This window comes from Mesorhizobium sp. Arg314, assembly GCF_053714275.1.
In genome coordinates this window covers 206,019-228,788 of record NZ_JBSKBP010000007.1, presented here as the reverse complement: position 1 = coordinate 228,788, position 22,770 = coordinate 206,019, and the positions used below count along the sequence as shown (strand labels likewise).

Genomic DNA, 22,770 nt, shown 5'->3' with positions numbered 1-22,770 from the left:
CTGCCGCGGCTGGCCCTGCGCGGGCGCGCCGGACGACCGGCGGCCCGCGGTCGCGGGCTCGGCCTTCGGCCGAGGCGCCTTTCCTTCTCCCCGTTTTACGGGGAGAAGGTGCCCGAAGGGCGGATGAGGGGCAGCGCCGGCATGTCCAGTTTTCCTGAAATCTTGCTTCGCCCAGCCACAAGCTCGGACGCCGCCGCCATCGCGACGATGATGCGCGCGTCGCTCAACGCCTTCGACTGGATGCCGGCGCTGCATACGCCGGAAGAAGACCTTTTCTTCATCCGCGACATCCTCCTGGCCGAGCAGCAGGTGACGGTCGCCGAAACCGACGAGCGCATCGTCGGCTTCATTGCCGTCAACGGCGATTGGGTCGAGCAACTCTATCTCGATCCCGCCTGGACAGGGCAAGGCATCGGCAGCCGGCTACTTGTCCAGGCTACCGCCGGCCTGCCTATGGTCAAGCTTCATTGCTTCCAGGCCAACAGCGGCGCGCGACGGTTCTACGAACGCCACGGCTTCCGCGCTGAAGCCTTCGGCGACGGCTCGACCAATGAAGAAGGCCTGCCGGATATTCTCTATGTTCGCGGTCACTGAGTGCAAGCACAGGTGTTTCGGGATCGAGACTGCTCTAAGATGTATCCCTCACAGAGGCTGTATCGACGATGGTGGGTGCGACTAGAACTGTTGCTTTGTTTCGAATTATGCTCGGCCTGATCGGCTGTGTGACAATAACGTCATGCGAGCCGCTGCTTCCACCGCTGCTGGAAGGAGCCTCAGCTGGCGGCGGCCTATATGGGGGTTGTCCACGTGCAGTCCCGGTCGACAGAAAAGAGCTCGCACTCTCGCCCGAACTCGATGAGCGTTTGCGCCGACAGTTTCCTCCTGGGACGCCCGCAAGAAAACTTTCGGAAGCCCTTGTCAGCCAAGGCTTCGTACTTGGCCGGCCTTGCAAAGAAGACAATTCTATTCGGGAGGCAAATTTTACAAAGAAGGGCGATGGTTTTTACTATTTGTTTCGCACCGACTCGTCGGTCTTCTGGAAGACTGATGAACACGGAAACATCGTATGGACCGAAGGGTTCCTAATGTTCATCGGCTTCTAATCGAGCCAATTCATGCAGCAACTCCAGCACCTCTTCCGCTCGCTCGGCCGGCACGAAGAGATGATCGTGATAGAAGGCCGAGACCGGATTGACGCCAATCCCGGCAGCGGCCAGCCGCGCCGTGATGGCGGCGAGGAAGCCGACGGCTTCCAGCGAAGAGTGGATGTCGAGCGTGATCATCCGGCAGCGGAACGTACTGGCGAGGCCGGCGGCTTTCGCTTCTTCCTCCGTCACGATCAGCGTCGGACCCTCGCGTTCGCGAAATTGCATGACTGGTTCGAGACCCGCAGGTGTTGGCATGCCTGGGCCCAACGTCGCGAAGACATAGACGCCGGGAAGCAGCTGCGGCGTCATCGACGCGAGCAGTTTTCGCAGATCGGTTTCGCCCTTCTCGACACCTATGCGCATTGCAATCTGCAATTCTCAATACCCGCAAATGCCAGCGGCGCGCCAGGACCATGCCAACGACATGGCGATGTCGCTTGCGGCTGCGCCGCGGGCCTTTGCCACACAATAAGACATCAAAGCCAAGCCGGCTTCACAAAGGCTCCGAAATGATTGTCCGTCCTCGCCCGACATTCCTGCAGCTGTTCTTCATCATGCGCGGTTCGGTGGTGCCGCGCATCCTGCCGCAGATCATCGGTTTTGCCATCTATTCGGCGGTCATCCTGGTGCTGGCGCGCCACTTCCAGCTCGACCTGAGCGCCTTCAACATCACGCCTTTCGGGCTCGTCGGCGTGACGCTGTCGATCTATCTGTCGTTCCGCAACAACGCCGCCTATGACCGCTGGTGGGAGGCACGCAAGCTCTGGGGCGCGCTGGTTTTCGAGATCCGCAACCTGGCGCGCGCCACCACCAGTCTGGTCAGTGACCGGACCGAGCAGCGCGAGCTTTTGATGGAGGCGCTTGCCTTCTGCCATCTGCTGCGCGGGCAATTGCGCAGGATCGACAGCAAGCAGGACGCGCGCGCCTTCATCGGCGACGAGGTCGACCAGGCAGCCGCCCGCACCAATCCCGCCGACGACATGGTCCGCCGCATGGGCCGTCGCGCCAATGCACGGCGCGAGGCGGGCGCGCTCGACCCGATCGGCTTCCGCATCCTCGATGAAAGGCTGGCCGCGATGGCCGCCATCCAGGCCGGCTGCGAGCGGATCGCGGGTACGCCTTTGCCCTTCGCCTATACGCTTCTGGTGCATCGCACGGCCTATGTCGTCTGCCTGCTTTTGCCGATCGGCCTGATTTCGACCACCGGCTGGGCGACGCCGCTGTTCACGGCGCTGATCGCCTATACTTTCTTCGGCCTCGACGCGCTGTCGGAAGAGCTCGAGGACCCGTTCGGCATCGAGGCCAACGACCTTGCGCTGGACGGCCTCTGCCGCGTCTGCGAGATCTCCGTGTTCGAGGCGCTCGACGAGGCGCCGCCGAAAATGATTGCGGCCGACAAGTTTTACTTCTCGTAGAATGTCGGCTGCCTCGGAGATTGGCTGAAACGCTTCGCTCCCGCTCCGCCCGTGGATGACGAAGGCGTAATTGAGACGGCGCTAAAAAGACTCCGCCCCCTGTAGGATGGACGCGCCCTGGCCCGTCCTTGGCTCGAAGCTGGCAGACACGCCAGTTCTTGAACCTTGGAGGGAACATCCATGAGCAATTCCCAAGCCGTGCCTGCCTCAAAAGGCGTTTTATGGACCGGGCGCGTGCTAAGCGCCGTCGTTGTCCTGTTCATGATCTTCGACGGCGTCGTCAAGCTGCCGCCGCTGGATGTCGTCACCCGGACGATGACCGAGCTCGGCTGGCCGGCCGACGCCAATGTCGCGCGCCTGATCGGGATCGTCGGGCTGATCTCGACCGCGCTTTATGCCTTGCCGCGCACCTCGGTGCTCGGCGCCATCCTGCTCACCGCCTATATGGGCGGCGCGATCTCGACCCATGTGCGGATCGGCAACCCGCTCTTCTCGCACACGCTGTTCGGCGTCTATCTCGGCATCATCCTGTGGGGCGGGCTCTATCTGCGCGACCAAAGAGTGCGGGCGCTGATCCCGTTCAGCCGATAGGCGGAGGAAACCATGATGCTCACCACCATTGTCATCATCCTCGTCGTCATCATCGCCGCCGTGCTGATCTACGCCGCGACACGGCCGAACGACTTCGTCGTTACCCGTTCCGCCAGCATCAGGGCGCCGGCCGAAACGATCTTCCCGCTGATCAACGATTTCAGGCGCTGGCCCGAATGGTCGCCCTACGAAAAGCTCGATCCTGAGATGAAGCGCGCGCTTTCCGGCGCCGAAAGCGGCAAGGGTGCCACCTATGCCTGGGAAGGCAATTCCAAGGCCGGCAAGGGCCGTATGGAGATCACCGGTTCGGCGCCATCGTCGCTGGTGTCGCTGAAGCTCGATTTCGAGAAGCCGTTCAGGGCCAACAACACCGTCGACTTCTCGCTTTCGCCGTCCGGCAACGGCACGACGGTCACCTGGGCAATGCGCGGCGCCAGGCCGTTCATCGCCAAGCTGATGGGCTTGTTCATGAACTTCGATACGCTGATCGGCAAGGATTTCGAGGCCGGGCTCGACAATCTGAGACGCGCGACCGAACGATAGAAAAGCTATTTGTTTCAATGAGATCGTGAGATGCCGGCGCAACCTGCGCCGGCGCCAATCGGCCATCTTCATCCTCTTCGGGATCAAATTAGCCGTCCGTGAGTTTAGACCATGGCGGCGAGAACTGCGATCCCCGCGAGAGAGGAACCACAATGAAGAAGATACTGACCATTTTGGTGCTGACGGCAGCGCTCGGCGCGTGCTCGCAGACGGAAAAAGGTGCCGCGATTGGCGGCCTGGGCGGTGCGGCCGTCGGCGCCGCGGTTGCCAACAATCCAGTGCAGGGCGCGGTTGTCGGCGGCGCTGTCGGCGCGGTCGCCGGCGCGCTGATCGGTCATGCCAGCGAAAGCGGCCAGTGCCGCTATCGCGACCGTTACGGGCGCGTCTATGTGGCGCGCTGCCCGTCCGGCTACTGAGGCATCCCGATCCAAAAGAAAAACGGCGGGCACTTGCCCGCCGTTTTGTACGCAAGGAAGGTCGCGTTTTTACTCGGCGGTAGCGGCTTCAGCCTCGGCCGGAGCGGCGGTCGCGGCGGCAGCCGCTGCTGCGGCGTCTTCCTGGGCCTTCTTCAACAGCGCAGCGCGTTCCTGCGCCTTCTTGCCGGGCAGCGCCTTGTTCGGGTTCGAGCGGGCGTCACGCTTGGCAAGGCCGGCCTCGTCGAGGAAGCGCAGCACGCGGTCGGTCGGCTGGGCGCCGTGCGATAGCCAATGCTTGACGCGGTCGGCATCGACCTTGACGCGCTCGCCGTCCTTCGGCAGCAGCGGGTTCCAGGAACCCAGCGACTCGATGAAACGGCCGTCGCGCGGCGAACGGGCGTCGGCGACGACAACGTGGTAGTAAGGACGCTTCTTCGAGCCCGCCCGGGCCAGTCTGATCTTCAGTGCCATTTCTTTTCTCCTAAAAGCTCTGATTTCGTTGATCGGTTCAGGCTGGTTGTCAGCCGGTTTTCGTCACGCCGTTGGCAGCGGCGATCTGTTCGTGGTGCCGGATCACTTCGCGGACGACGAAGTTCAAAAACTTCTCCGCGAAATCCGGATCGAGATGCGCATCCTTCGCCAGCTGGCGCAGGCGGGCGATCTGCTGCTGCTCGCGCGCCGGATCGGCGGGCGGCAAGCCATGCTCGGCCTTCAGCACGCCGACCGCCTTGGTGCAGCGGAAGCGCTCGGCCAGCATATGGATGAGGGCGGCGTCGATGTTGTCGATCGAAGCGCGGTAGCCGGCCAGAATGGCGCGTGCGTCGGCCATGTCTTTCTCCTCGTTCATCGCCCGCTCATTTCTTCTTGCCCAAACCAGGCAGCCCGCCGCCGCCCAGGCCCGGAAGGCCGGGCAGCTTCATGCCGCCGGGCAGGCCCGGCAGTCCGCCGCCAACGGGCATAGCGCCCGGCATGCCTTTGCCGAGACCGGCTGCCTGCGCCTGCTTCTGCAAGGCCTCGAGCTGCTTGGGATCCATCTTCGACAGGTCGGGCATGCCGCCCATTAGGCCACCGGGGCCGCCAGGCATCATGCCGCCCAAGCCCATTTTCGAGGCAAGGCCGCCCATCATGCCGCGCATGAGGCCACCACCTTTGCCCTTGCCGCCCATGGCCTTCATCATGTCGGCCATGCCGCGATGCATCTTCAAGAGCTTGTTGATCTCGGCCGCGTCGGTGCCGGAACCGGCGGCGATGCGCTTCTTGCGCGAGTGCTTCAGCATATCTGGGTTGGCGCGTTCGGCCTTGGTCATCGAGGAGATTATGGCGAGCTGGCGGCCGAACATCTTGTCGTCGAGACCGGCGGCGGCGAGCTGGTCCTTCACCTTGCCCATGCCGGGCATCATGCCCATGATGCCGCCCATGCCGCCCATTTTCGACATCTGCTGAAGCTGCTGGGCGAGGTCGTTCAGGTCGAACTTGCCCGACTGCATTTTCCTGGCCATCGCCGCCGCCTGTTCGGCGTCGATGGTCTCGGCGGCCTTCTCGACGAGCGAAACGATGTCGCCCATGCCGAGGATGCGGTCGGCGATGCGCTTGGGGTGGAATTCCTCCAGCCCGTCCATCTTTTCGCCGGTGCCGATCAGCTTGATCGGCTTGCCGGTGACGGCGCGCATGGAAAGGGCGGCGCCGCCACGGCCATCGCCGTCCATCCTGGTCAGCACAAGGCCGGTGATGCCGACGCGCTCGTCGAAGCTCTTGGCAAGGTTCACGGCATCCTGGCCGGTCAGCGAGTCGGCGACCAGCAGGATCTCGTGCGGCGACGACACCTTCTTGATGTCGGCCATCTCGACCATCAACGGCTCGTCGATATGGGTGCGGCCGGCGGTGTCGAGGATGACGACGTCATGGCCGCCGAGCCTGGCCGCCTGCACGGCGCGCTTGGCGATATCGACCGGGCTCTGGCCGGCGATGATCGGCAGCGTGGCGACCTTGGTCTGCTCGCCGAGCTGGCGCAGCTGCTCCTGCGCGGCGGGACGCCGCGTGTCGAGCGAGGCCATCAGGACCTTCTTGTTCTGCCGCTCGCCCAGGCGCTTGGCGATCTTGGCCGAAGTGGTCGTCTTGCCGGAGCCCTGCAGGCCGACCATCATGACGACGACGGGCGCCGGCGCGTTGAGGTCGATGGCGACACCTTCGGCACCCAGCATGTCGACCAGCTCGTCATGGACGACCTTGACGACCATCTGTCCGGGCTTGATCGACTTCAGCACCGCCGCGCCGACCGCCTTCTCGCGCACCTTGTCGGTGAAGGAGCGAACCACTTCCAGCGCGACGTCGGCCTCGAGCAGCGCACGACGCACCTCGCGAAGTGCTGCCGAGACATCCGCCTCGGACAGCGCGCCGCGGCCGGTCAGGCCGTTCAGGATGGAGCCAAGGCGCTCTTGTAGGGACTCAAACATCGGTCAACCCGCCGCGCAGAAGCGCCTTGGTTTCATAGCGATCCCTGTCGGGCCGGGGGCCCTCCACGCCTCTTGTGTGCTCCTGAAGTGCTTCAAACATCTGCGGTCCTTGATCTCGGTTCATTCGCCCCGAGAGGTAGTGCGTTCGCGCCGGGTCGCCAAGCAAAAGCGCAAAGCCAAAAAGCACCCGGGGGCGCATTGCGCTGCCGGGTGTTGGCCTCCAGGATCTCTTTACAGCACTTGGCCTCAAAGAGGCTTCGGCGTCCTGGTCGGCTTTCGCGAAAGAAAACTCGTCGCGGAATTCAGCGGCTCTAGACAGGAAATCGGCTGCAGAGTCAAGGCTAATGCATGTCGCGCAAAAGTGCGCAGCGGTTTTGCGGCAACGACATGCATCAAAAAACATTCCTCAAATCCAGCCAAGACGCCGCGATTTGAGGCGGCTCACCGCGGGCTTTGGCTGCTCGTCCCGACCTTGAGCGGCGAACGCCGATGCAAAAGCAGCAGCATCGTCAAAAGCGTGCTGACGACCCCGATCGCGGCGATAAGAGCTGCGTCCAGACTGGTCCAGCCCGGGCCTTCGAGGGGCCTGGCGTTGAGCAGCGCGAAGGAGTTGTAGCCCTCCTGGTGCGAGATCAGCAGGAAGCCGGTCAGGTTGTTGCCCAGATGGGCGCCGAAACCGGCGCCGAGGTTGCCGGTGACATAGACCAGCAGCGTGAGCAGCAGGGCAAAGGCGCCGATCGAGACGAGCACGCAGGCATTGATGGCGAGCGTCGAGGCCGAATTCCAGTGCAGCGACGTGAACAGCAGTCCCGGCAGCACCGCCCAGATCAGCGGGCTCTTGAAGCGATAGGCGAGCGCGCGCAGCAGATAGCCGCGAAACAGCATTTCTTCCGACGACGTCTGCAGGAAGGCGAGCAGCACGATCGGCACCAGGAAGAGCAGCCAGGATGATAACGCGATCGGTCCGCGCGCGATCTCCGGCTGCAGCCAATAGAGCAGGACCTCGGAGAAGAGCGAGGTGATCAGGACCGCAACAAGGCCCTTGAGGAAATCGCCGCCCGCGATGCGGCGGGTGACGCCAAATAGAGCCGAGAGCGGCTCGCCATGCACGTAGCGCATCGCCACCCAAAGCCCGATCCAGATGCCGGCAAAGGAGGTCAGCGCACTGAGGATGCCGACGGGCGATGCCAGGAAGTCCTGCATGTAGCGCCCGGTCGAGGGGCCGGGGAGATGCCAGACGATGTAGGCATAGGTGCCGGCAAACAGCACCAATGCCGTCGCGGCCATCCAGCACACGACGACGATCGCCGTTCCGAACGGCAGGCGCAGCAAGGTGGTCTTTTCGTTCGGCGAGCGGCGGTAGCGCTCGAAGGCGGCATTTTCGATCGTCACGCGGCTCCCCTGCCGAAGGCTTTCGGGTCGCATGATCTATGGGATCAGTGGTTACCGTGCAATCGTCTTGCCGGGCTCGCCAGGGAATCGGTTTAGCAATCGGATCATAGAACGATACGTCTCTAACGACAATCGTGCCGTATCACGTTACGATACGATACGCGGAGGCACTGTTGATACGCTCGTTCAAAAAACAAGAGAACGGATTGCGCAAGGGCGATCTCCGAAGGGCTTTCCCGCCGATCTCGTTCGCGTGGCTCAACGCAAGCTGTGCATGTTAGACAACGCTGATGAACTAATCGACCTGAGAACGCCGCCGGGCAACCGGTTGGAGACGCTGAAGGGCGATCGTGCCGGACAGTACTCTATTCGCATCAACGACCAATTCAGAATCTGCTTCAGATGGGTGGAAGGTGCAGCCGAGGATGTAGAGATCACCGACTATCATTAGGGCATGTGCCCGCAACCAGAAAGGAAATGAAGATGGCTGCCAGCATCTTCCCGCCGATCCATCCGGGCGAAACCCTCCGTGAGGAGTATCTGGTCCCGCTTGGGCTGAAACCATATACGTTGGCCAAGAAGCTACATGTTCCTCGCACGCGCATCGAGCGCCTAGTGAGCGAAACCACGCCCGTAACACCAGACACGGCGCTTCGCCTTGCCAAGTTCTTCGGCACGACGCCCCGGTTTTGGATGAACATGCAGGCCAGCTACGATCTCGCGGTGGAAGGCGAGGCAAAGAAGGCCGAAATCGCGTCGATCGAGCAGATGCAAGCTGCCTGAGTTTCGGTCGGGGGAGCAAGCAAAACGGCCGCCATCGCTGGCGGCCGCTCTTATGACAGCGATCAAGCCCGCTCAGCGCATCACATAGACGATACGCCGCGTGCCGGGATCGACCAGCGCGGACTGGTTGTTCACATAGACATAGCGATACCGGTAATCCGGGATTTCGCGCAGCTCGACCGTGTCGGGCAGCGTGGCGCCCGTCACCACCTCGCCGTCGAGATAGACCGGATCGACCCGGTGCGCGGCGACATAGGTGCCGACCTCGGCCGGCGGTCTGCCGATCGACTCGATTGCATCGGGGTCGTCGCCGGGAACGATCGCTCCGGTGTAAATGTCCGTGGTGTAGACGTTGTCGGTCGGCGGCGCCACGACGGCGATGCCGGCATCGGCCGGCCGGCGAGTCAGCACGACGCGGCTGCCGCCGAAATCGCCCGTCACATAGTCGGAATAGACCCAGCCATTGCCGCCAGCTTCGGCGATCGTGCACCATTTGCTGTTCTCGATGCAGCCAGTGAGTGTGGCTGACTGGCCGGCGGCCAGCACGCCGATAACGGGATATTGCGGGCCGGGGCCGGCGCGCACATTGAGATCGGCCACCGCCGAGACGGCGGTGTCGGCCAGAGCCGTGCCCGACATGGCGAGCAGCGCGCCGGCAAGCGCCGGAAACAAGACGCGGTTCATGGTTTCACTCCGTTTTCAAAACGCTCCCTCGCGCTCCGAAACGAAACCAAAGCTTATGCGTTCCGGCTAAAGTGTCTTTCGGACGCTCACGAATTGTTCCACGGTTTTTCGGCGTTCCGGTCATAAGGGCGTGGGCGGGCTCAAGTTACGCCCGGCTCTTCGAGTGTGTTTCCGCCGGCCGCTCGAAGCGCCTTTGCCGCAGCAAGCCCCGCGGAACCGGCGCCAATGATCACGACATCAACGTCGTTCATGAGGCAAGCCCGCCACACCTGGTGCCTGATCGTAGGCAAGTTGCCCTTCTTTCGCCAGGGTCGGGTGTCACGTCCCCGCGAGGGCGGTGACAACCGGACGTTTCGCTGGCAAATTCACAACCGGGACGTGATTCAGGCAACCAGGAGAAGGACATGGCATTTTTTGCCAAAAGAAGGATTTTCGTGGCCGCCGCGGCGGTGGTGGCGATGCTTGGGCTGGCGACAGGCGCTGAAGCCGCGACCAGCTGTGGCAAGAGCGGCGCCGGCTTCGACGCCTGGAAGCAGGACTTTGCCGCCGAGGCCAAGGCCAACGGGGTCGGCCAAAGGGGCCTGTCGGCGCTGGCCGGGGCGACCTACGCGACAAGGACGATCTCCGCCGACCGCGCCATCCACAAGGCTTTCAGCGGCTCGGTGGAGGCGTTCATGAAGCGCCGCGGCGCTTCCGCGATCATCTCGAGGGGCCGCGCGCTGAAGAAGGCCAACGCGGCGATGTTCGCCGATATCGAGCGGACCTATGGCGTGCCGCCTGGCGTGCTGCTCGCCATCTGGGGTATGGAAACCGGTTTCGGCGCTTCGATGGGCAACCAGAACACGGTCTCGGCCATCCTGACGCTGGCCTATGACTGCCGCCGTCCGGACTATTTCACCCCGCATGCCATCGCCGCGCTCAAGCTGGTCGATCGCGGCGCGCTGAGCGCCTCCTCGGTCGGCGCCATGCATGGCGAGATCGGCCACACGCAGTTCCTGCCCGGAAACGTGCTGAAATATGGCGTCGGCAGCGGAAACCTGCGCGACCGCAACACGGCTTTGGCGTCGACCGCCAACTTCCTCAAAGGCCATGGCTGGCAAGCCGGCGCGAGCTATCAGGCCAATATGGGCGCGATCGCCGGCTGGAATTCGGCAAGCGTCTATCAGCAGGCCATCGCCCAAATCGCCGAGGCGATCGACGCGAACTGATCTTGAATCTCTGTTGAGCAGAACAGCCCGGCCATGCGCCGGGCTTTTTTGTTGGACTTGGAGATTGGCGAAAGCCGGGAACGCGGGAATCTCCCCCTCTCGGGGGGAGATGTCGCCGACGCGACAGAGGGGTTCTCGCGCGTGAAGCCGCGAAGGACGGGCTGCCGAGACAGCACTCCCCTCTGCCCTGCCGGGCATCCCGCGGGGGAGATCAGCAGTTTCAGCGGCGGTTCCTCGCTGCCAGCGTCCGCAGCCTCAATCCGTTCAACCGGATAAAGCCCTCGGCATCCTTCTGGTCATAGGCGCCGCGATCGTCCTCGAAGGTGACGAGCGCGTCCGAATAAAGCGTCTTCTTCGACTTGCGGCCGGTGACGATGACGTTGCCCTTGTATAGCTTCAGCCGCACCGTGCCTTCGACGTCTTCCTGGCTCTTGTCGATCATCGCCTGCAGCATGACGCGCTCGGGCGAGAACCAGAAGCCGTTGTAGATGAGCTCCGCGTAGCGCGGCATGAACTCGTCCTTGAGGTGGGCCGCACCCCGGTCGAGCGTGATCGATTCGATCGCGCGATGGGCGGCGATCAGGATGGTGCCGCCGGGCGTCTCATAGACGCCGCGCGACTTCATGCCGACGAAGCGGTTCTCGACCAGGTCGAGCCGGCCGATACCGTTGTCGCGGCCAAGGTCGTTGAGCGCCGCCAGCATGGTGGCCGGCGACAGCTTCTTGCCGTTGAGCGCGATCGGATCGCCCTTCAGGAACTCGATTTCGATCTCGGTGACGACATCGGGCGCATCCATCGGCGAAACGGTGCGCTGATGGACGAATTCCGGCGGCTCGCTCCACGGATCCTCCAGCACCTTGCCCTCGGAGGAGGAGTGCAAGAGGTTGGCGTCGACCGAGAAGGGCGCTTCGCCGCGCTTGTCCTTCGCCACCGGGATCTGGTGCTGCTCGGCGAAGTTGATCAGATCGGTGCGCGACTTGAACGACCAGTCGCGCCAAGGCGCGATGACCTTGATGTCGGGGTTGAGCGCATAAGCCGAAAGCTCGAAGCGGACCTGGTCGTTGCCCTTGCCGGTGGCGCCGTGGGCAATTGCGTCGGCCCCGGTCTCCCTGGCGATCTCGACCAGATGCTTGGAGATCAGCGGCCGGGCGATCGAGGTGCCAAGCAGGTAGGTGCCTTCATAGACGGTGTTGGCGCGGAACATCGGGAAGACGAAGTCGGCGACGAATTCCTCGCGCACGTCGACGATGCGGATGTCCTTGATGCCCATCATCTCGGCCTTCTTGCGCGCCGGCTCCAACTCGCCTCCCTGGCCGAGATCGGCGGTGAAGGTAACGACTTCGGCGCCGAGCTCGGTCTGCAGCCATTTCAGGATGATGGAGGTATCGAGGCCGCCGGAATAGGCGAGCACGACTTTCCTGACGTTCTTGATCTTGGACATCTTTGGCGGTTCCGCGGCAAATAGCTTCGCGGGCGAGGTATCACGGCCTTTCCGGGCCACGCAAGAGTTGAGCGGTGATTCAGCCGGCGCGATCGCTTCAGGTTCTTCCGGGCGCCGGCGCCGCCCCTCACCTGCCTGCCGGCATCCTCTCCCCGTATAGTGACGGGGAGAGGGGCGCTCTCATCGATGGTTTCGCCAATCGCCAGCGCTGAAAGAAAAGCGCCAACGCCGCGGCCAGCCCTTTCTCCCCGACACTATACGGGGAGAAATGCCCGGCAGGGCAATGAGGGGCGGCGCCAACATCAACGATTGCCTGGAGCGGATCGCCTGTCTTTTGCTGGACCAGAGGCCGCGCCAGTCAGCTGCTGGCATGGCCTGGCTGGCTGCGCTATAGGGATTTGCGATCCATCTCGCAGGGGCGAGCCAATGTCCTTCATTCCCGACACCACCACGCTGATCCAGTTCGCCATTGCCACCGTCATCCTGGCGATCACGCCGGGACCGGACATGACGCTGTTCGTGTCGCGCACGCTGAGCCAGGGCCGTGCCACCGGTTTCGCCTCGATGGCCGGTGCGCTCACCGGCACGCTGATCCACACCACGCTGGTGGTGGTCGGCATCTCGGCGCTGATCGTCGCTTCACCAATGGCCTTCTTCGTCCTGAAGATTTTTGGCGCCGGCTATCTGGTGTTCCTGGCCTTTCAGGCCGTGACGAAAGGCTCGGCCTTCTCGCCGGAGAAGAGGACGGGACCGCAAGTCTCCTTGTTCCGCAGCTGGGCGGCCGGGCTCGGCGTCAACCTGCTCAACCCCAAGATAATCCTGTTCTTCATGACCTTCCTGCCGCAGTTCGTCTCCGCGCATGATCCATACGCATCGGGCAAGCTGTTCTTCCTCGGCATGATGTTCGTCGTGCTGTCGATACCCGTGACGGTGCCGATGGTGCTGGCGGCGGAAAAGTTCTCGGCGGCGATGAAGGCGAGCCCGCGCGTCACGCGCGTGGTCGATTATCTGTTCGGCGGCGTGTTCTCGGCCTTCGCGCTCAAGATCCTGACGGCGCAGGCCAAGTAGGCGTTAGCCATCCGCAAAATTCGCCGGCGCTGTTGCACTGCTGCTCTTGTCACCCCGATTCTGCCCGCCTAGAAGATTCGCGAGGGCGCATGGGGGACTAATACTAATGAAGAGCTTACTCTTGGCGTCTGTCGCCATGATCGGGCTGGTCGGCGAGGCCAGCGCGCAGGACGCGACTTACAACTGGTCGGGATCTTATGTCGGCGTGGAGGGCGGCTATGCCCACTCCTCCGTCGATTTCGATGCCGACACGACAAACTTCGACGGCAGCCACCAAAAGGATGGTTATCTCGGGGGCATCTATGCCGGGCATGATTGGCAGAGCGGAAAATTCGTCTACGGCGTCGTCGGCGATTTCGATTTTGTCGGCATGCATGACACCACCTTCGGCGATGAGGCTGCATTTACCGGCGGCAAGGGCGAAGCCTACACCTACGACGTCGATTGGGTGGCGACGGCGCGGCTGAGGGCCGGCTATACCGCGACGGATCGTCTGCTCGCTTATGCGACCGGCGGTGTAGCGGCCGGACATTTTCAGGCAACGTCCTATTCAGGTCCAACTTTTGTTCCGGCCCCTCCGTTTTTCCTGCCCTCGTCGACCTCGGATTTTTCCGGCGTGAAATTCGGCGGTGTGATCGGGGTTGGCGCGGAGTACGCACTGGCCGACAAGTGGTCGCTGAAGGCGGAGTATCTTCACTACATTTTCGATGAGATCGAGCCTGGGCCGGGCGGCACCGCTGGCGCAAGTTTCCGGCCGTCCCTCGACACTGTGAAATTCGGCGTGGCGTACCGGTTCTAGGGCAGTCTTTGGGTCGGGAGGCCAGGGCCGGCGAAAGGACGAACCAGCCCGGCCGCCTCCAACGACCGAATGCGCTCGTCATATTCATCCAATGTCAGCGCATAGAGCATTTGGTCGAGACGCTTGCCCGTCTTGCCGTCGATGCGATGCGCACGCAGCGTGCCTTCGAGCCGCAACCCGAAACGTTCGCACACGGCGATGGCCGCGGCGTTACGCGCCAGCGGCTGAAAGGTCACCTTTTCGAGCTTCCTCTCGCGAAAGAAATGCCTGAGCAGAACGGCGGACGCCTCGAAGGCAACATTCTTGCCACGGTTTTCCGGGTCGCCGATGATGAGGTGCAGCGAGCCGAGCCGATGGCGTAGATCGACCTCCATCACGGCCAGGCCGAGCGGCTGATCGCCCGGCAGGCCAAGGATCGTCATCAGGTTGCGCTTCAGATTGTCGAAGCTCGCGACATAGGCGCGAAAGGCGTCGAGGCCCATTGCCTTCCGCGGGGCATTCAAGCCTTCCATTACCGCAGGATCGGTGAGCCACGCCGCGATCTCAGTTGTCACATCCGCTGGCCTGAGCGTGCGGATTCGAACCTTGTCGCTCCAGCGGTCGACAAAAACAGGCCTCAGCCCCTGGGCGGCAAGTGGTGTGACGAGGGGCTTGGCGCCCGGTTGCGGCATCTTCGGCATGGCGCTCCAGTGATGCGGGAGCATCGAACCGGGGTCAAGGCGGAGTTTGGCTGAGTTCAGCCGGGTGCGGCCTATGGCTCCAGGTCGAGCAGCGGCGCGCGGCGCCAGCTTCCGGCCCAGCGCCCGGCGGAGAGCCAATAGAAGATGCCGCCGACCATGCCGCTGCCGATCACGGCCAGCCTGGCGTTGGTCTCGGTGACATCGAAATTGATATCGGCGCTGCGGTGGACGAAACCGAGGAAGATGCCGGCCACGACGGCGCCGGCCAGCGCGTAGAACAGCCAGTCACGCCGGCCGAGCGCTTCGGCAATCAGGATCACGACAGCCGTCGGCATAAAGGCGAAATAAGCGACGAACAGTGCCACGAAAGGCACCGAGAAATAGAGTGAGGCGGTCGCCGTTGGCTCCGGATTGGCGGGGGTATAGCCCAGATGCGCCAGGAACAGGACGTTAAGGAAGGCGCTCGCCGACAGCGAGGCCACGACGTAGCCGGCCAGGATGACGGCGAAGCGGACGAGATAGGCGATGAGGCGTCTCAAGCCTCGCCGTGCCCCGCGATCATCATGGCTTCGAGCGCCAGGCGGTCGGCCTTGCGCATGCGCTCCGATTCCGACTTGAGCTGGCCGCAGGCGGCGAGGATGTCGCGGCCGCGCGGCGTACGGATCGGCGAGGCGTAGCCCGCGTTGTTGATGTAGTCGGCGAACTTCTCGATCGTCTCCCAGTCCGAGCACTGGTAGTTGGTGCCGGGCCATGGGTTGAACGGGATCAAATTGATCTTGGCCGGAATGCCCTTCAAGAGCTTCACCAGCGCCTTGGCGTCGTCGAGCGAATCGTTGACGTCTTTCAGCATCACATATTCGAAGGTGATGCGTTTGGCATTGGAGAGACCCGGATAGGCCTTGCAGGCGCCGATCAGGTCTTTCAGCGGGTACTTCTTGTTGATCGGCACCAAAAGGTCGCGCAAATCGTCATTGGTGGCGTGCAGCGAGATCGCCAGCATGACGCCGATCTCCTCGCCGGTGCGCGCGATCTCAGGGACGACGCCCGAGGTCGACAGCGTGATGCGGCGCTTCGACAGGGACAGGCCGTCGCCGTCGGAGGCGATCAGCAGCGCCTTCTTCACCGCCTCGAAATTGTAGAGCGGCTCGCCCATGCCCATCATGACGATGTTGGAGATTTTTCTGCCTTCAGCCGGCACGATGGCGCCGTCCGGCGTGTCGCGGTCTGGGAAATCACCGAGACGGTCGCGCGCGGTGAGCAACTGCGCCAGGATCTCTTCCGTCGTCAGGTTGCGCACCAGCTTCTGCGTGCCGGTGTGGCAGAAGGAGCAGGTCAGCGTGCAGCCGACCTGCGAGGAGATGCAGAGCGTGCCACGGCCCTCCTCGGGAATGTAGACGGTCTCGATCTCGACCGGACGGCCGGCGCCGCGCGGCGGAAAGCGGAACAGCCATTTGCGCGTACCATCGGCGGAGATCTGCTCCTCGACGATCTCGGGCCGCGCGACGGTGAAGTGCTTGTCGAGCACAGCGCGCAGATCCTTGGAGATGTTGAACATATGCGCGAAGTCGGAGACGCCGCGCACATACATCCAGTGCCAGAGCTGCTGGGCGCGCATCTTGGCCTGGCGCTCCGGCACGATGCCGGCCTCGACAAGGGCGGCGCCAAGCTCGGCGCGGGTCAGGCCGATCAGCGACGGCTTCTCGGTCGGTGCTGCGCGGCGCAAGGCGTCACGGGCGCCTTCGGCGGTAAGATCAAGCGAAACGGTCATGGTGGCGCCAATATAAGCGATTTGCGGCCGATTTCAGCATCGGCCGGATAAGGAAGCGCGGCGCATAGCACAGCTCGGCGATGAAGTCATGCGCCCGGGCTTTTCCTTCTCCCCTTGTGGGAGAAGGTGGATCGGCGCAGTGCCGGGACGGTTCTCACGAAGACGCGGATCGGCACAGCCTTACCTGGGGTATCCGTCCGCCGGCGATGGCCGCTGACCGTAACCCGCCGCCGCTCCCGCCGGCCGGAAAATCGATCACATATTCGTGTTGGCGTAACCAATCGAAGCGCATCCGCGAACCTGAAAGGGGCGACCATGCCCCGCAACAATGGGAGTTTTCCGGATGCACTCGATCAAGTTCGTTCTTATCGCCGGCCTCGTCGGTCTTTCCGCCTCGCAGGCATTTGCCGAAGACACGATGGGCGCAATGACCATGATGAAGGGTGGCCAGGTTACCGCGATCATGCCGGACGGTCACATGGGCACCATGATGCCGGACGCCAAGATGAGCGCCGACATGATGAAGATGGCCAAGCCGATCAAGCATTGCATGATGATGATCACCGACGCCAAGGGCAAAGCCTACATGATCGATACGTCGACCAAGAAGGCCCAGGCCGAATGTGAAAAAATGGCGATGTGAATTCGAACCTTGCTTGCCTTGCATTCCCGTCGGCACGACAGCCGGCGGGACAATCCTGAGCGCCTGCGCGATGGCGCCCTCGACCTTGTGGTCTTGATCGACCCTCAGCCTGTGCTAGGGCTGGGTTTCCATCTCGAAGGCGGACATGGCCGGGCTATCTCGAAAATACCGTATGTTGCGGCGCTCGCAGGCGATGTGGGTATCGCGGCGCGTCTGGCAGCCGCGTCTCGTCTTCTGGGCCGGCGCCATCTCGATCGGTCTGATCAGCGTTCTGTTCGCATTGCTCGCCGACCGCGCGCAGACCCTGTTTCACGCCATCACGGGCAATGATGGCGGCTGGCGATTTTATCTGCCGCTGGTCGTGACGCCACTCGGCTTCGTCTCTTGCGCCTGGCTGGCGCATTCCTTCTTCCCGGGATCGCAAGGCAGCGGCATTCCGCAGGCGATCGCGGCGCGGCATCTGCGCGACGAGGACGATCGCAGCCACATCCTGTCGCTCAGGCTGGTGGTGGGCAAGATCGTGCTCACCGTCATCGGCCTCGCCTGCGGCGCCTCGATCGGCCGCGAGGGTCCGACAGTGCAGGTCGGTGCTTCGTTGATGCTGCAGGCAGCGCGCTGGGGCGGCATGGCGCAGGCGCGCGGCCTGATCCTGGCTGGCTCCGCCGCCGGCATCGCCGCGGCCTTCAACACGCCGCTTGCCGGCATCGTCTTCGCCATTGAGGAAATGGGCCGCGCCTACGAATCGCGCACCAACGGCCTGGTGCTGACGGCGGTGATCCTGGCCGGCCTCGCCTCGCTGGGGCTGCTTGGCAACTACACCTATTTCGGCGTCGCCAAGGACACGGTCGCCTTCGCCGCCGACTGGCCGCTGGTGCTGGCCTGCGGCATTATCGGCGGCGGTGTCGGCGCGCTGTTTTCGCTGCTGGCGCTGAAAGCCATGCGGCGTATCCGCCGTTGGAATGCGTTGCAGCCGCTGCCGCGCACGCTGGTCGTGGCGGCTGTCTGCGGGCTGGCCGTGGCCGCGATCGGCATTGCCTCCGGAGGGCTGACGTTCGGCACCGGTTACACGCAGGCGCGCGGCGCGATCGAAGGCGCGCCGCTGCCGGCCTTCTTTTTCGTGGAAAAATTCGCGGCTGGCCTGCTTTCGATGGTGTCGGGCATTCCGGGCGGCATCTTTGCGCCGTCGCTTGCGGTCGGCGCCGGCCTCGGCAGCACGCTCGGCCTGCTCCTCGGCGCGGCCACCGGCACGGCGGCGCTGCTCGGCATGGCCGGCTATTTCGCCGGCGTCGTGCAGGCGCCGATGACGGCCTTCGTCATCATCCTCGAAATGACCGGCAACCACGACAATGTGATTGCGCTGATGTGCGCGTCTATGCTGGGTTACGGCACGGCGCGGCTGATCTCGCACGAGCCGCTCTACCACGCGCTGTCGCGGGTTTTCATCGCCGAGGCAATCCGGCGGCGGCGGGCTGTCGAGAGCTGAACTTAACCTTCGGACCGGCGGAAACCGCTTCGCATTTTCCCGGAATTGCTTAGGTCCGACTCATAGCCAGCAAGAGACAGCGGCCGCGATGCAGATCTCAGCGAGCCAAGAGATAGGATCCCTATGACAGAAAGAATCACCATGGCCGAGTCGTTACCAACAACCGCCGTCGTCCGCGTCTCGCGTGCCAGCTACGAGCCGAGCCGATTCGCCGAGGTCGACGCCGCGAGCAAGAAAACCTCGCAGTACATAATCCCGGCCATCAGACGGCTGCCAGGGCTCCTTCATTTTTATGCGGGCGTCTCGCCGAAGGGCTCGATCGTTCAAGTTAGCGTCTGGGACACCGACGAGCATGCGGCGCAGTTGGACCGGCTGAAGGAGATGGTCGTTGACGGCCGCAGGGATATGGAGGCGGTCGGCGTGACGTTCACCCCGATTTTCAACTATCCGATCGACTGGACCTGGACCGTCTGACCTGGAGTCCGGACTCATAACCAGTAGGAGATAGCGGCCGCGATGCCTTGCCTATTTGCACTTGGCGATCGAGGACAGCGCCGCCGAGATGCCCTTCAGCGAAAAGACGTAGGAGGTGGGGTTGCCGCGGCCGGACTTCGCCTGCACCTTCATGTCGGTGCCGGTCTTCATGGCGGCGATCAGCACCGGCTCTTCCGCGGCGTTCTCGACCCAGGCGGACTTGCCGCGGGTGAACATCGAGAACGACTTCTTGTCGATGGTGACGGTGGCCTTCGAGCCTTCCTGGAAGTTGTAGCCGGCGATGAACTGCGGCTCGTAGGACACCTGCTGTCCGGGCCGCTGGCTGACGAAGAAGAACATGTCGCCATGGTCGAGCGTCTTCGGCTGCTTGTCGGTGGGCACGGTCAGCACATAGCAGACCTTGCCGCCCGCCGCCTGATAGCTGTAGGTGCCCCACGCATTGTGCTGGCCGATCTTCGTCGCCTGCTGCGCCAGCGCCGGCGCCGCGAACGCAGCCGCCAGGACCAGGCTGGAAATTGTAGCAATCAATCCGCGCATCGTTCTTCCCGTATTCCAAATGGTGCGGAGGCGGGCCGCCTGGCGTCCTGCCGTCGCTTCATTTTGATTTAATCAGGGTTACCAAACGGTGAATTGTCCTCGAAGAAAAGGAACTCACCCCAGGAAACCGCCACCATTCGCGCCGCCGCCGTTAAAAGCGGCTGGCGCGACGTCCCGGCGCGGAGTTGGAGGCCACGAAAACGGCAAGAGTTTGTCTTTTCGCACGCGCTGATTTGCGGTCTTGAAGCGGGCCGCGGTCAGCTCCTATCAGCCAGCGCGTCCTTGGCGGCCTGCCTGTGGGCAGGCGTGATATGGGCGCTGACGGCGGTGATCGCGGCGGTCAGCACGGCAAGGTCGTCGGTAAAGCCGAGGCCGACGATGAAGTCGGGAATGAAATCGAACGGCAGCACGAAATAGCCGAGCGCGGCGAGCAGGATGCCTTTGGCACGCAGCGGCGTGTCCTTGTCCATGGCGCAGTAATAGGCGGCGACCACTTCATCCATGAACGGAATCTGCCGCGCCGCCTTCTTGGCGGTGCGCCAGAATTTCTCGCGCACTTCGCCTTCGCCGGCGAGCTTGTCGCCGAAGCCGAAGAAATCGAAACCGGTACCTTGCGCCATCAATCGCTCCTTGGCCGCCGGGCGCATGGTTGCGTCGGCCCGCCGCGACAAAATGTGGTGAAAGGGAGAGGCTGCCGCAAGGGTTTAGGGGTTGCTTGGCCGGGAAAATCGGAATCACCTGGCGTTTGGCTGCGATATGGTGCTGCAGCACTCCGAATGCCGGTTGGTGGGTGCGATTGGCAAACGCCTCAGTCCGGTGATTGGCCGAGGCATCCCTCCGATCGTCATCCTCGGGTCTGCGCTCCGCTTCGCGTCGCTCCGCCCGTGGATGACGAAGTTCGCAAGCTTCGGCCAATCGCGAACGTTCGCCACGATTAGCACCGCCGCGACGCTCATAGGTCACGGAATGGATTCCAAAGGTCTGCGCGCGTCGCTTCGCTCCTTGCTCCGCGCTGGAATGACGAGTCAAACTTTGAACAGCGAGGCTGCTCGTCCTCAGCCGAAATAGCGGTTCATCCGTTTGGCGAGCTCGATGTCGAGCGCCGTCACGCCACCGGAATCATGCGTGTTCAGCGTCACGTCGACGGTCTTGTAGACATTCGACCAATCCGGATGATGGTCCATCTTCTCGGCGGCCAGCGCCACGCGGGTCATGAAGGCGAAGGCCTCGGAGAAGTTTTTGAAGACGAAGCTGCGTTTTATCGAGGCACCGTCGGCGGCAAGCGACCAGCCCTCCAGACCGGACAGTGCTGAAGTGATCGCTTCCTTGGTGAGTTTCTCTCTCGTCATTTCGGGTTCCCGTGTTATTCGAAAAATGACCCGCACCATAGATCGACATGAGCGCAAAGCCCATAAAATCCATCCTATTCGTCTGCCTCGGTAACATCTGCCGCTCACCCTTGGCCGAGGGTGTTTTGAGCGCTGTACTGGCCGAGCGCGGAATGGGTCACAGCATCGTGCTCGATTCGGCGGCGACCGGTGGGTGGGAGATCGGCTCCGCTCCCGATCCGCGCTCGATCGCGGTCGCCATAAGCCATGGCATCGATATTTCCAGGCAAAGGGCACGCAGAATAGCGCCGGAGGATTTTTCGCGCTTCGACCTGATCCTTGGCATGGATCGCGTGAATGTGCGCGACCTCAAGGCGCTGGCGTCGCCGGCGGCGCGCGGCCGGGTCCATCTCTATCTCGATTTTGCAACGGGAAAGGCCGCAGACGTGCCGGATCCCTATTACGACGATGCCGAGGCCTTCGCGTCCGTCTACCGCATGATCCGCGAGGCGTCGGAGGCGCTGGCAAGGCGGCTCGAGGTCAGTGCATCGGTGCCGACCAGCGGCCAGGCCTCCTCGACGATATAGGGGCCGCCGCCGACCGAATCGCGCGACGACATCAGGACGAAGCGGCCGACGCGGAAGGGCAACGCGGAAAAATTGCCGCGCGCCGAAAGATATTGCGCGACGTCGAGCGGGCTCCCGTTGCGCAGTCGCGCCAGCGTCACATGCGGCGAGAATTTGCGCGGGTCGGCGGGCAGGCCAAGCCGCTGGCAGATGCGGTCGATCTCGCCCTGCAGCGCCGTCAGGTCGGGCGAGGCCGACACGCCTGCCCATACCGCATGCGGCTTCCTGCCGCCGAAGGCGCCGACGCCGGAGAGCGTCATCTGGAAAGAGGGGCGATGAACCCTGTCGAGCGCATTGGCGATCTCGTCGGCGACATGGCCCTCGACATCGCCGATGAAGCGCAGCGTCAGATGGTAGTTTTCGACATCGATCCAGCGCGCTCCGGGCAGCCCGCCCCGGAGCAGGGAGAGCGAGAGAGCGGCATCACGCGGAATTTCGAGGGCGGTGAAAAGACGTGGCATGTGAAGCCTCCTGTCCTCGAATCGAAACTCTCGGCCCTAGCGAATCATCGATATCCGCGCGGGGCAAGTGGTTTGTTGTCCACAAGGTTTCCCCAACGGAAACCGTGGCATTCCGGCCTCACGATGCGCCGCCATTGTCGGCGATCGCCTTCTCGACAATCGGCAGGATGCGCTCGACCATGACGTCGACGCCCTTCGAATTGGGGTGCAGGCCATCCTCCAACCGCAGTTCGGGATGGCCGGCGACGCCGTCGAGAAAGAACGCATAGAGCGGAACATCGTATTTCGCCGCGAGCTTGGGATAGATGGCGTCGAAGGACTTCTGGTAATCGGCGCCGAGATTGGGCGCAGCGCGCATTCCGGCGAGAAGGACGGGAATGTTGCGCTGCTTCAGCTTGGCGAGCATGGCGTCGAGGTTTTTCTCGGGGATATCCGGCGAGACGCCGCGCAACATGTCGTTGGCGCCGAGCTCGAGGATCACCAGCCGGGTGCCGTCCGGCACCGACCAGTCGAGCCGCGCCAGCCCGCCGCTCGACGTGTCGCCGGAGACACCGGCATTGGCGACGGTGACGTCAAGGCCTTTCGCCTTCAGCGCCGCCTGCAGCCTGTCGGTGAAACCCTGGCCCGGGCCAAGACTGAAGCCCGCCATCAGGCTGTCGCCGAAGCCGACGATGGTGAAGGTGGCAGCGCGCGCCGACGAAATGGCGCCGCAAAGGGCGAGGAAAAGGATGAGGGCTGCAAAAAGGACTGGAGCTGCGGCAAAACGGTGTTTGAATGCCATGCGGCGAGCCCCATATGACCGAAACAA

At 63.3% G+C, this 22,770-nt stretch carries 29 protein-coding genes; 14 read left to right on the top strand and 15 right to left on the bottom strand.

What is annotated here, in order from left to right:
* The first annotated feature begins 141 nt into the window (after positions 1–141).
* Entirely contained in the window at positions 142–594 is a 453-nt protein-coding gene (locus tag ACWGS9_RS10420) for a GNAT family N-acetyltransferase (RefSeq protein ID WP_454505161.1), read from the top strand.
* Positions 595–1,082: 488 nt separating this feature from the next.
* Here ACWGS9_RS10420 and ACWGS9_RS10415 read toward each other — a convergent pair whose 3' ends face one another.
* Positions 1,083–1,511, bottom strand: coding sequence for an ACT domain-containing protein (locus tag ACWGS9_RS10415; protein ID WP_454505160.1), 429 nt, complete (start codon positions 1,509–1,511; stop codon positions 1,083–1,085).
* 146 nt (positions 1,512–1,657) lie between these two features.
* Between ACWGS9_RS10415 and ACWGS9_RS10410 the strand changes: the two genes are divergently transcribed.
* The 4 genes from ACWGS9_RS10410 to ACWGS9_RS10395 all read left to right on the top strand — a co-directional run bounded on the left by ACWGS9_RS10410 (position 1,658) and on the right by ACWGS9_RS10395 (position 4,113).
* Entirely contained in the window at positions 1,658–2,563 is a 906-nt protein-coding gene (locus tag ACWGS9_RS10410; RefSeq protein ID WP_454505159.1) for a bestrophin family protein, read from the top strand.
* A gap of 180 nt (positions 2,564–2,743) precedes the next feature.
* Positions 2,744–3,154 (top strand): DoxX family protein, encoded by a 411-nt coding sequence (locus ACWGS9_RS10405; protein ID WP_454505158.1) that lies wholly within the window; start codon positions 2,744–2,746, stop codon positions 3,152–3,154.
* A 15-nt stretch (positions 3,155–3,169) separates the two neighbouring features.
* Positions 3,170–3,697: an SRPBCC family protein gene (locus ACWGS9_RS10400; RefSeq protein WP_454505185.1), complete on the top strand. Its 528-nt coding sequence runs from the start codon at positions 3,170–3,172 to the stop codon at positions 3,695–3,697.
* A gap of 152 nt (positions 3,698–3,849) precedes the next feature.
* A complete protein-coding gene (locus ACWGS9_RS10395; RefSeq protein ID WP_454505157.1) occupies positions 3,850–4,113 on the top strand; it encodes a YMGG-like glycine zipper-containing protein in 264 nt (87 codons plus the stop codon).
* A 69-nt stretch (positions 4,114–4,182) separates the two neighbouring features.
* Here ACWGS9_RS10395 and rpsP read toward each other — a convergent pair whose 3' ends face one another.
* The 4 genes from rpsP to ACWGS9_RS10375 form a co-directional block, all read right to left on the bottom strand.
* Complete coding sequence (gene rpsP, locus ACWGS9_RS10390; protein ID WP_454505156.1) at positions 4,183–4,584, bottom strand: 30S ribosomal protein S16; 402 nt, start codon at positions 4,582–4,584, stop codon at positions 4,183–4,185.
* A 49-nt stretch (positions 4,585–4,633) separates the two neighbouring features.
* Complete coding sequence (locus tag ACWGS9_RS10385) at positions 4,634–4,960, bottom strand: chorismate mutase (protein WP_095770012.1); 327 nt, start codon at positions 4,958–4,960, stop codon at positions 4,634–4,636.
* A gap of 7 nt (positions 4,961–4,967) precedes the next feature.
* On the bottom strand, positions 4,968–6,566 hold the full coding sequence (gene ffh / locus ACWGS9_RS10380; RefSeq protein WP_454505155.1) for a signal recognition particle protein: 1,599 nt from the start codon (positions 6,564–6,566) through the stop codon (positions 4,968–4,970).
* Between the two features lie 441 nt (positions 6,567–7,007).
* Complete coding sequence (locus tag ACWGS9_RS10375) at positions 7,008–7,958, bottom strand: CPBP family intramembrane glutamic endopeptidase (RefSeq protein ID WP_454505154.1); 951 nt, start codon at positions 7,956–7,958, stop codon at positions 7,008–7,010.
* A 157-nt stretch (positions 7,959–8,115) separates the two neighbouring features.
* Here ACWGS9_RS10375 and ACWGS9_RS10370 point away from each other — a divergent pair, with 157 nt between their 5' ends.
* Together ACWGS9_RS10370 and ACWGS9_RS10365 are read left to right on the top strand one after the other, a co-directional pair.
* Complete coding sequence (locus ACWGS9_RS10370) at positions 8,116–8,409, top strand: type II toxin-antitoxin system RelE/ParE family toxin (protein WP_454505184.1); 294 nt, start codon at positions 8,116–8,118, stop codon at positions 8,407–8,409.
* A gap of 32 nt (positions 8,410–8,441) precedes the next feature.
* Positions 8,442–8,741 carry a HigA family addiction module antitoxin gene (locus tag ACWGS9_RS10365; RefSeq protein ID WP_454505153.1) on the top strand — a complete coding sequence of 100 codons (300 nt, stop codon included), beginning with the start codon at positions 8,442–8,444 and terminating at the stop codon, positions 8,739–8,741.
* 72 nt (positions 8,742–8,813) lie between these two features.
* Here ACWGS9_RS10365 and ACWGS9_RS10360 read toward each other — a convergent pair whose 3' ends face one another.
* A complete protein-coding gene (locus ACWGS9_RS10360; RefSeq protein ID WP_454505152.1) occupies positions 8,814–9,425 on the bottom strand; it encodes a DUF1236 domain-containing protein in 612 nt (203 codons plus the stop codon).
* Between the two features lie 404 nt (positions 9,426–9,829).
* Between ACWGS9_RS10360 and ACWGS9_RS10355 the strand changes: the two genes are divergently transcribed.
* Positions 9,830–10,633 (top strand): lytic murein transglycosylase, encoded by an 804-nt coding sequence (locus tag ACWGS9_RS10355; RefSeq protein WP_454505151.1) that lies wholly within the window; start codon positions 9,830–9,832, stop codon positions 10,631–10,633.
* 220 nt (positions 10,634–10,853) lie between these two features.
* Here the strand turns inward: ACWGS9_RS10355 and ACWGS9_RS10350 are convergent, their stop codons facing one another.
* Positions 10,854–12,074: an argininosuccinate synthase gene (locus tag ACWGS9_RS10350; RefSeq protein WP_454505150.1), complete on the bottom strand. Its 1,221-nt coding sequence runs from the start codon at positions 12,072–12,074 to the stop codon at positions 10,854–10,856.
* Positions 12,075–12,500: 426 nt separating this feature from the next.
* Here ACWGS9_RS10350 and ACWGS9_RS10345 point away from each other — a divergent pair, with 426 nt between their 5' ends.
* Together ACWGS9_RS10345 and ACWGS9_RS10340 are read left to right on the top strand one after the other, a co-directional pair.
* Positions 12,501–13,142 (top strand): LysE family translocator, encoded by a 642-nt coding sequence (locus ACWGS9_RS10345; RefSeq protein ID WP_454505149.1) that lies wholly within the window; start codon positions 12,501–12,503, stop codon positions 13,140–13,142.
* Between the two features lie 106 nt (positions 13,143–13,248).
* Complete coding sequence (locus tag ACWGS9_RS10340) at positions 13,249–13,941, top strand: outer membrane protein (protein WP_454505148.1); 693 nt, start codon at positions 13,249–13,251, stop codon at positions 13,939–13,941.
* On the opposite strand, the gene ACWGS9_RS10335 is transcribed toward ACWGS9_RS10340, so the two are convergent.
* From ACWGS9_RS10335 to rlmN, 3 genes are all read right to left on the bottom strand, one after another.
* Positions 13,938–14,621: a GNAT family N-acetyltransferase gene (locus ACWGS9_RS10335; RefSeq protein ID WP_454505147.1), complete on the bottom strand. Its 684-nt coding sequence runs from the start codon at positions 14,619–14,621 to the stop codon at positions 13,938–13,940. The two genes, ACWGS9_RS10340 and ACWGS9_RS10335, sit on opposite strands and share 4 nt — an antisense overlap.
* Before the next feature lie 71 nt (positions 14,622–14,692).
* A complete protein-coding gene (locus ACWGS9_RS10330; RefSeq protein ID WP_454505146.1) occupies positions 14,693–15,160 on the bottom strand; it encodes a hypothetical protein in 468 nt (155 codons plus the stop codon).
* A complete protein-coding gene (gene rlmN, locus ACWGS9_RS10325; RefSeq protein WP_454505145.1) occupies positions 15,157–16,389 on the bottom strand; it encodes a dual-specificity RNA methyltransferase RlmN in 1,233 nt (410 codons plus the stop codon). Before rlmN ends, ACWGS9_RS10330 begins: the two co-directional genes overlap by 4 nt.
* A 343-nt stretch (positions 16,390–16,732) precedes the next feature.
* Between rlmN and ACWGS9_RS10320 the strand changes: the two genes are divergently transcribed.
* From ACWGS9_RS10320 to ACWGS9_RS10310, 3 genes are all read left to right on the top strand, one after another.
* Entirely contained in the window at positions 16,733–17,032 is a 300-nt protein-coding gene (locus ACWGS9_RS10320) for a hypothetical protein (protein WP_140805539.1), read from the top strand.
* A gap of 145 nt (positions 17,033–17,177) precedes the next feature.
* Positions 17,178–18,515 carry a chloride channel protein gene (locus ACWGS9_RS10315; RefSeq protein WP_454505144.1) on the top strand — a complete coding sequence of 446 codons (1,338 nt, stop codon included), beginning with the start codon at positions 17,178–17,180 and terminating at the stop codon, positions 18,513–18,515.
* Between the two features lie 141 nt (positions 18,516–18,656).
* Positions 18,657–18,989, top strand: coding sequence for a hypothetical protein (locus tag ACWGS9_RS10310; RefSeq protein WP_454505143.1), 333 nt, complete (start codon positions 18,657–18,659; stop codon positions 18,987–18,989).
* 51 nt (positions 18,990–19,040) lie between these two features.
* Here ACWGS9_RS10310 and ACWGS9_RS10305 read toward each other — a convergent pair whose 3' ends face one another.
* From ACWGS9_RS10305 to ACWGS9_RS10295, 3 genes are all read right to left on the bottom strand, one after another.
* Positions 19,041–19,547, bottom strand: a complete 507-nt coding sequence (locus ACWGS9_RS10305) for an invasion associated locus B family protein (RefSeq protein WP_454505142.1) — start codon at positions 19,545–19,547, stop codon at positions 19,041–19,043.
* Positions 19,548–19,804: 257 nt separating this feature from the next.
* Positions 19,805–20,167 (bottom strand): YkvA family protein, encoded by a 363-nt coding sequence (locus ACWGS9_RS10300; protein WP_454505141.1) that lies wholly within the window; start codon positions 20,165–20,167, stop codon positions 19,805–19,807.
* A gap of 435 nt (positions 20,168–20,602) precedes the next feature.
* On the bottom strand, positions 20,603–20,896 hold the full coding sequence (locus tag ACWGS9_RS10295; protein ID WP_454505140.1) for a 4a-hydroxytetrahydrobiopterin dehydratase: 294 nt from the start codon (positions 20,894–20,896) through the stop codon (positions 20,603–20,605).
* Positions 20,897–20,943: 47 nt separating this feature from the next.
* On the opposite strand from ACWGS9_RS10295, the gene ACWGS9_RS10290 reads away from it, so the two are divergent.
* Positions 20,944–21,462, top strand: coding sequence for a low molecular weight protein-tyrosine-phosphatase (locus ACWGS9_RS10290; RefSeq protein WP_454505139.1), 519 nt, complete (start codon positions 20,944–20,946; stop codon positions 21,460–21,462).
* Here ACWGS9_RS10290 and thpR read toward each other — a convergent pair.
* Together thpR and ACWGS9_RS10280 are read right to left on the bottom strand one after the other, a co-directional pair.
* Positions 21,366–21,962, bottom strand: a complete 597-nt coding sequence (thpR, locus tag ACWGS9_RS10285) for an RNA 2',3'-cyclic phosphodiesterase (RefSeq protein WP_454505138.1) — start codon at positions 21,960–21,962, stop codon at positions 21,366–21,368. The genes ACWGS9_RS10290 and thpR overlap by 97 nt on opposite strands.
* Positions 21,963–22,080: 118 nt before the next feature.
* On the bottom strand, positions 22,081–22,743 hold the full coding sequence (locus ACWGS9_RS10280; RefSeq protein ID WP_454505137.1) for an arylesterase: 663 nt from the start codon (positions 22,741–22,743) through the stop codon (positions 22,081–22,083).
* Positions 22,744–22,770 lie beyond the last annotated feature (27 nt).

Bases quoted from the DNA above. Each gene is read 5' to 3' on its own strand.
- ACWGS9_RS10360 (WP_454505152.1), bottom strand. From the start codon at position 9,425: ATGAACCGCGTCTTGTTTCCGGCGCTTGCCGGCGCGCTGCTCGCCATG.
- ACWGS9_RS10365 (WP_454505153.1), top strand. From the start codon at position 8,442: ATGGCTGCCAGCATCTTCCCGCCGATCCATCCGGGCGAAACCCTCCGT.
- ACWGS9_RS10310 (WP_454505143.1), top strand. From the start codon at position 18,657: ATGGCCGAGTCGTTACCAACAACCGCCGTCGTCCGCGTCTCGCGTGCC.
- ffh (WP_454505155.1), bottom strand. From the start codon at position 6,566: ATGTTTGAGTCCCTACAAGAGCGCCTTGGCTCCATCCTGAACGGCCTG.
- ACWGS9_RS10290 (WP_454505139.1), top strand. From the start codon at position 20,944: ATGAGCGCAAAGCCCATAAAATCCATCCTATTCGTCTGCCTCGGTAAC.
- ACWGS9_RS10280 (WP_454505137.1), bottom strand. From the start codon at position 22,743: ATGGCATTCAAACACCGTTTTGCCGCAGCTCCAGTCCTTTTTGCAGCC.
- rlmN (WP_454505145.1), bottom strand. From the start codon at position 16,389: ATGACCGTTTCGCTTGATCTTACCGCCGAAGGCGCCCGTGACGCCTTG.
- ACWGS9_RS10400 (WP_454505185.1), top strand. From the start codon at position 3,170: ATGCTCACCACCATTGTCATCATCCTCGTCGTCATCATCGCCGCCGTG.
- ACWGS9_RS10320 (WP_140805539.1), top strand. From the start codon at position 16,733: ATGCACTCGATCAAGTTCGTTCTTATCGCCGGCCTCGTCGGTCTTTCC.
- ACWGS9_RS10335 (WP_454505147.1), bottom strand. From the start codon at position 14,621: ATGCCGAAGATGCCGCAACCGGGCGCCAAGCCCCTCGTCACACCACTT.
- ACWGS9_RS10395 (WP_454505157.1), top strand. From the start codon at position 3,850: ATGAAGAAGATACTGACCATTTTGGTGCTGACGGCAGCGCTCGGCGCG.
- ACWGS9_RS10340 (WP_454505148.1), top strand. From the start codon at position 13,249: ATGAAGAGCTTACTCTTGGCGTCTGTCGCCATGATCGGGCTGGTCGGC.
- rpsP (WP_454505156.1), bottom strand. From the start codon at position 4,584: ATGGCACTGAAGATCAGACTGGCCCGGGCGGGCTCGAAGAAGCGTCCT.
- ACWGS9_RS10295 (WP_454505140.1), bottom strand. From the start codon at position 20,896: ATGACGAGAGAGAAACTCACCAAGGAAGCGATCACTTCAGCACTGTCC.
- ACWGS9_RS10345 (WP_454505149.1), top strand. From the start codon at position 12,501: ATGTCCTTCATTCCCGACACCACCACGCTGATCCAGTTCGCCATTGCC.
- ACWGS9_RS10410 (WP_454505159.1), top strand. From the start codon at position 1,658: ATGATTGTCCGTCCTCGCCCGACATTCCTGCAGCTGTTCTTCATCATG.
- ACWGS9_RS10300 (WP_454505141.1), bottom strand. From the start codon at position 20,167: ATGGCGCAAGGTACCGGTTTCGATTTCTTCGGCTTCGGCGACAAGCTC.
- ACWGS9_RS10305 (WP_454505142.1), bottom strand. From the start codon at position 19,547: ATGCGCGGATTGATTGCTACAATTTCCAGCCTGGTCCTGGCGGCTGCG.
- ACWGS9_RS10315 (WP_454505144.1), top strand. From the start codon at position 17,178: ATGGCCGGGCTATCTCGAAAATACCGTATGTTGCGGCGCTCGCAGGCG.
- ACWGS9_RS10420 (WP_454505161.1), top strand. From the start codon at position 142: ATGTCCAGTTTTCCTGAAATCTTGCTTCGCCCAGCCACAAGCTCGGAC.
- ACWGS9_RS10405 (WP_454505158.1), top strand. From the start codon at position 2,744: ATGAGCAATTCCCAAGCCGTGCCTGCCTCAAAAGGCGTTTTATGGACC.
- ACWGS9_RS10385 (WP_095770012.1), bottom strand. From the start codon at position 4,960: ATGAACGAGGAGAAAGACATGGCCGACGCACGCGCCATTCTGGCCGGC.
- ACWGS9_RS10355 (WP_454505151.1), top strand. From the start codon at position 9,830: ATGGCATTTTTTGCCAAAAGAAGGATTTTCGTGGCCGCCGCGGCGGTG.
- ACWGS9_RS10350 (WP_454505150.1), bottom strand. From the start codon at position 12,074: ATGTCCAAGATCAAGAACGTCAGGAAAGTCGTGCTCGCCTATTCCGGC.
- ACWGS9_RS10415 (WP_454505160.1), bottom strand. From the start codon at position 1,511: ATGCGCATAGGTGTCGAGAAGGGCGAAACCGATCTGCGAAAACTGCTC.
- thpR (WP_454505138.1), bottom strand. From the start codon at position 21,962: ATGCCACGTCTTTTCACCGCCCTCGAAATTCCGCGTGATGCCGCTCTC.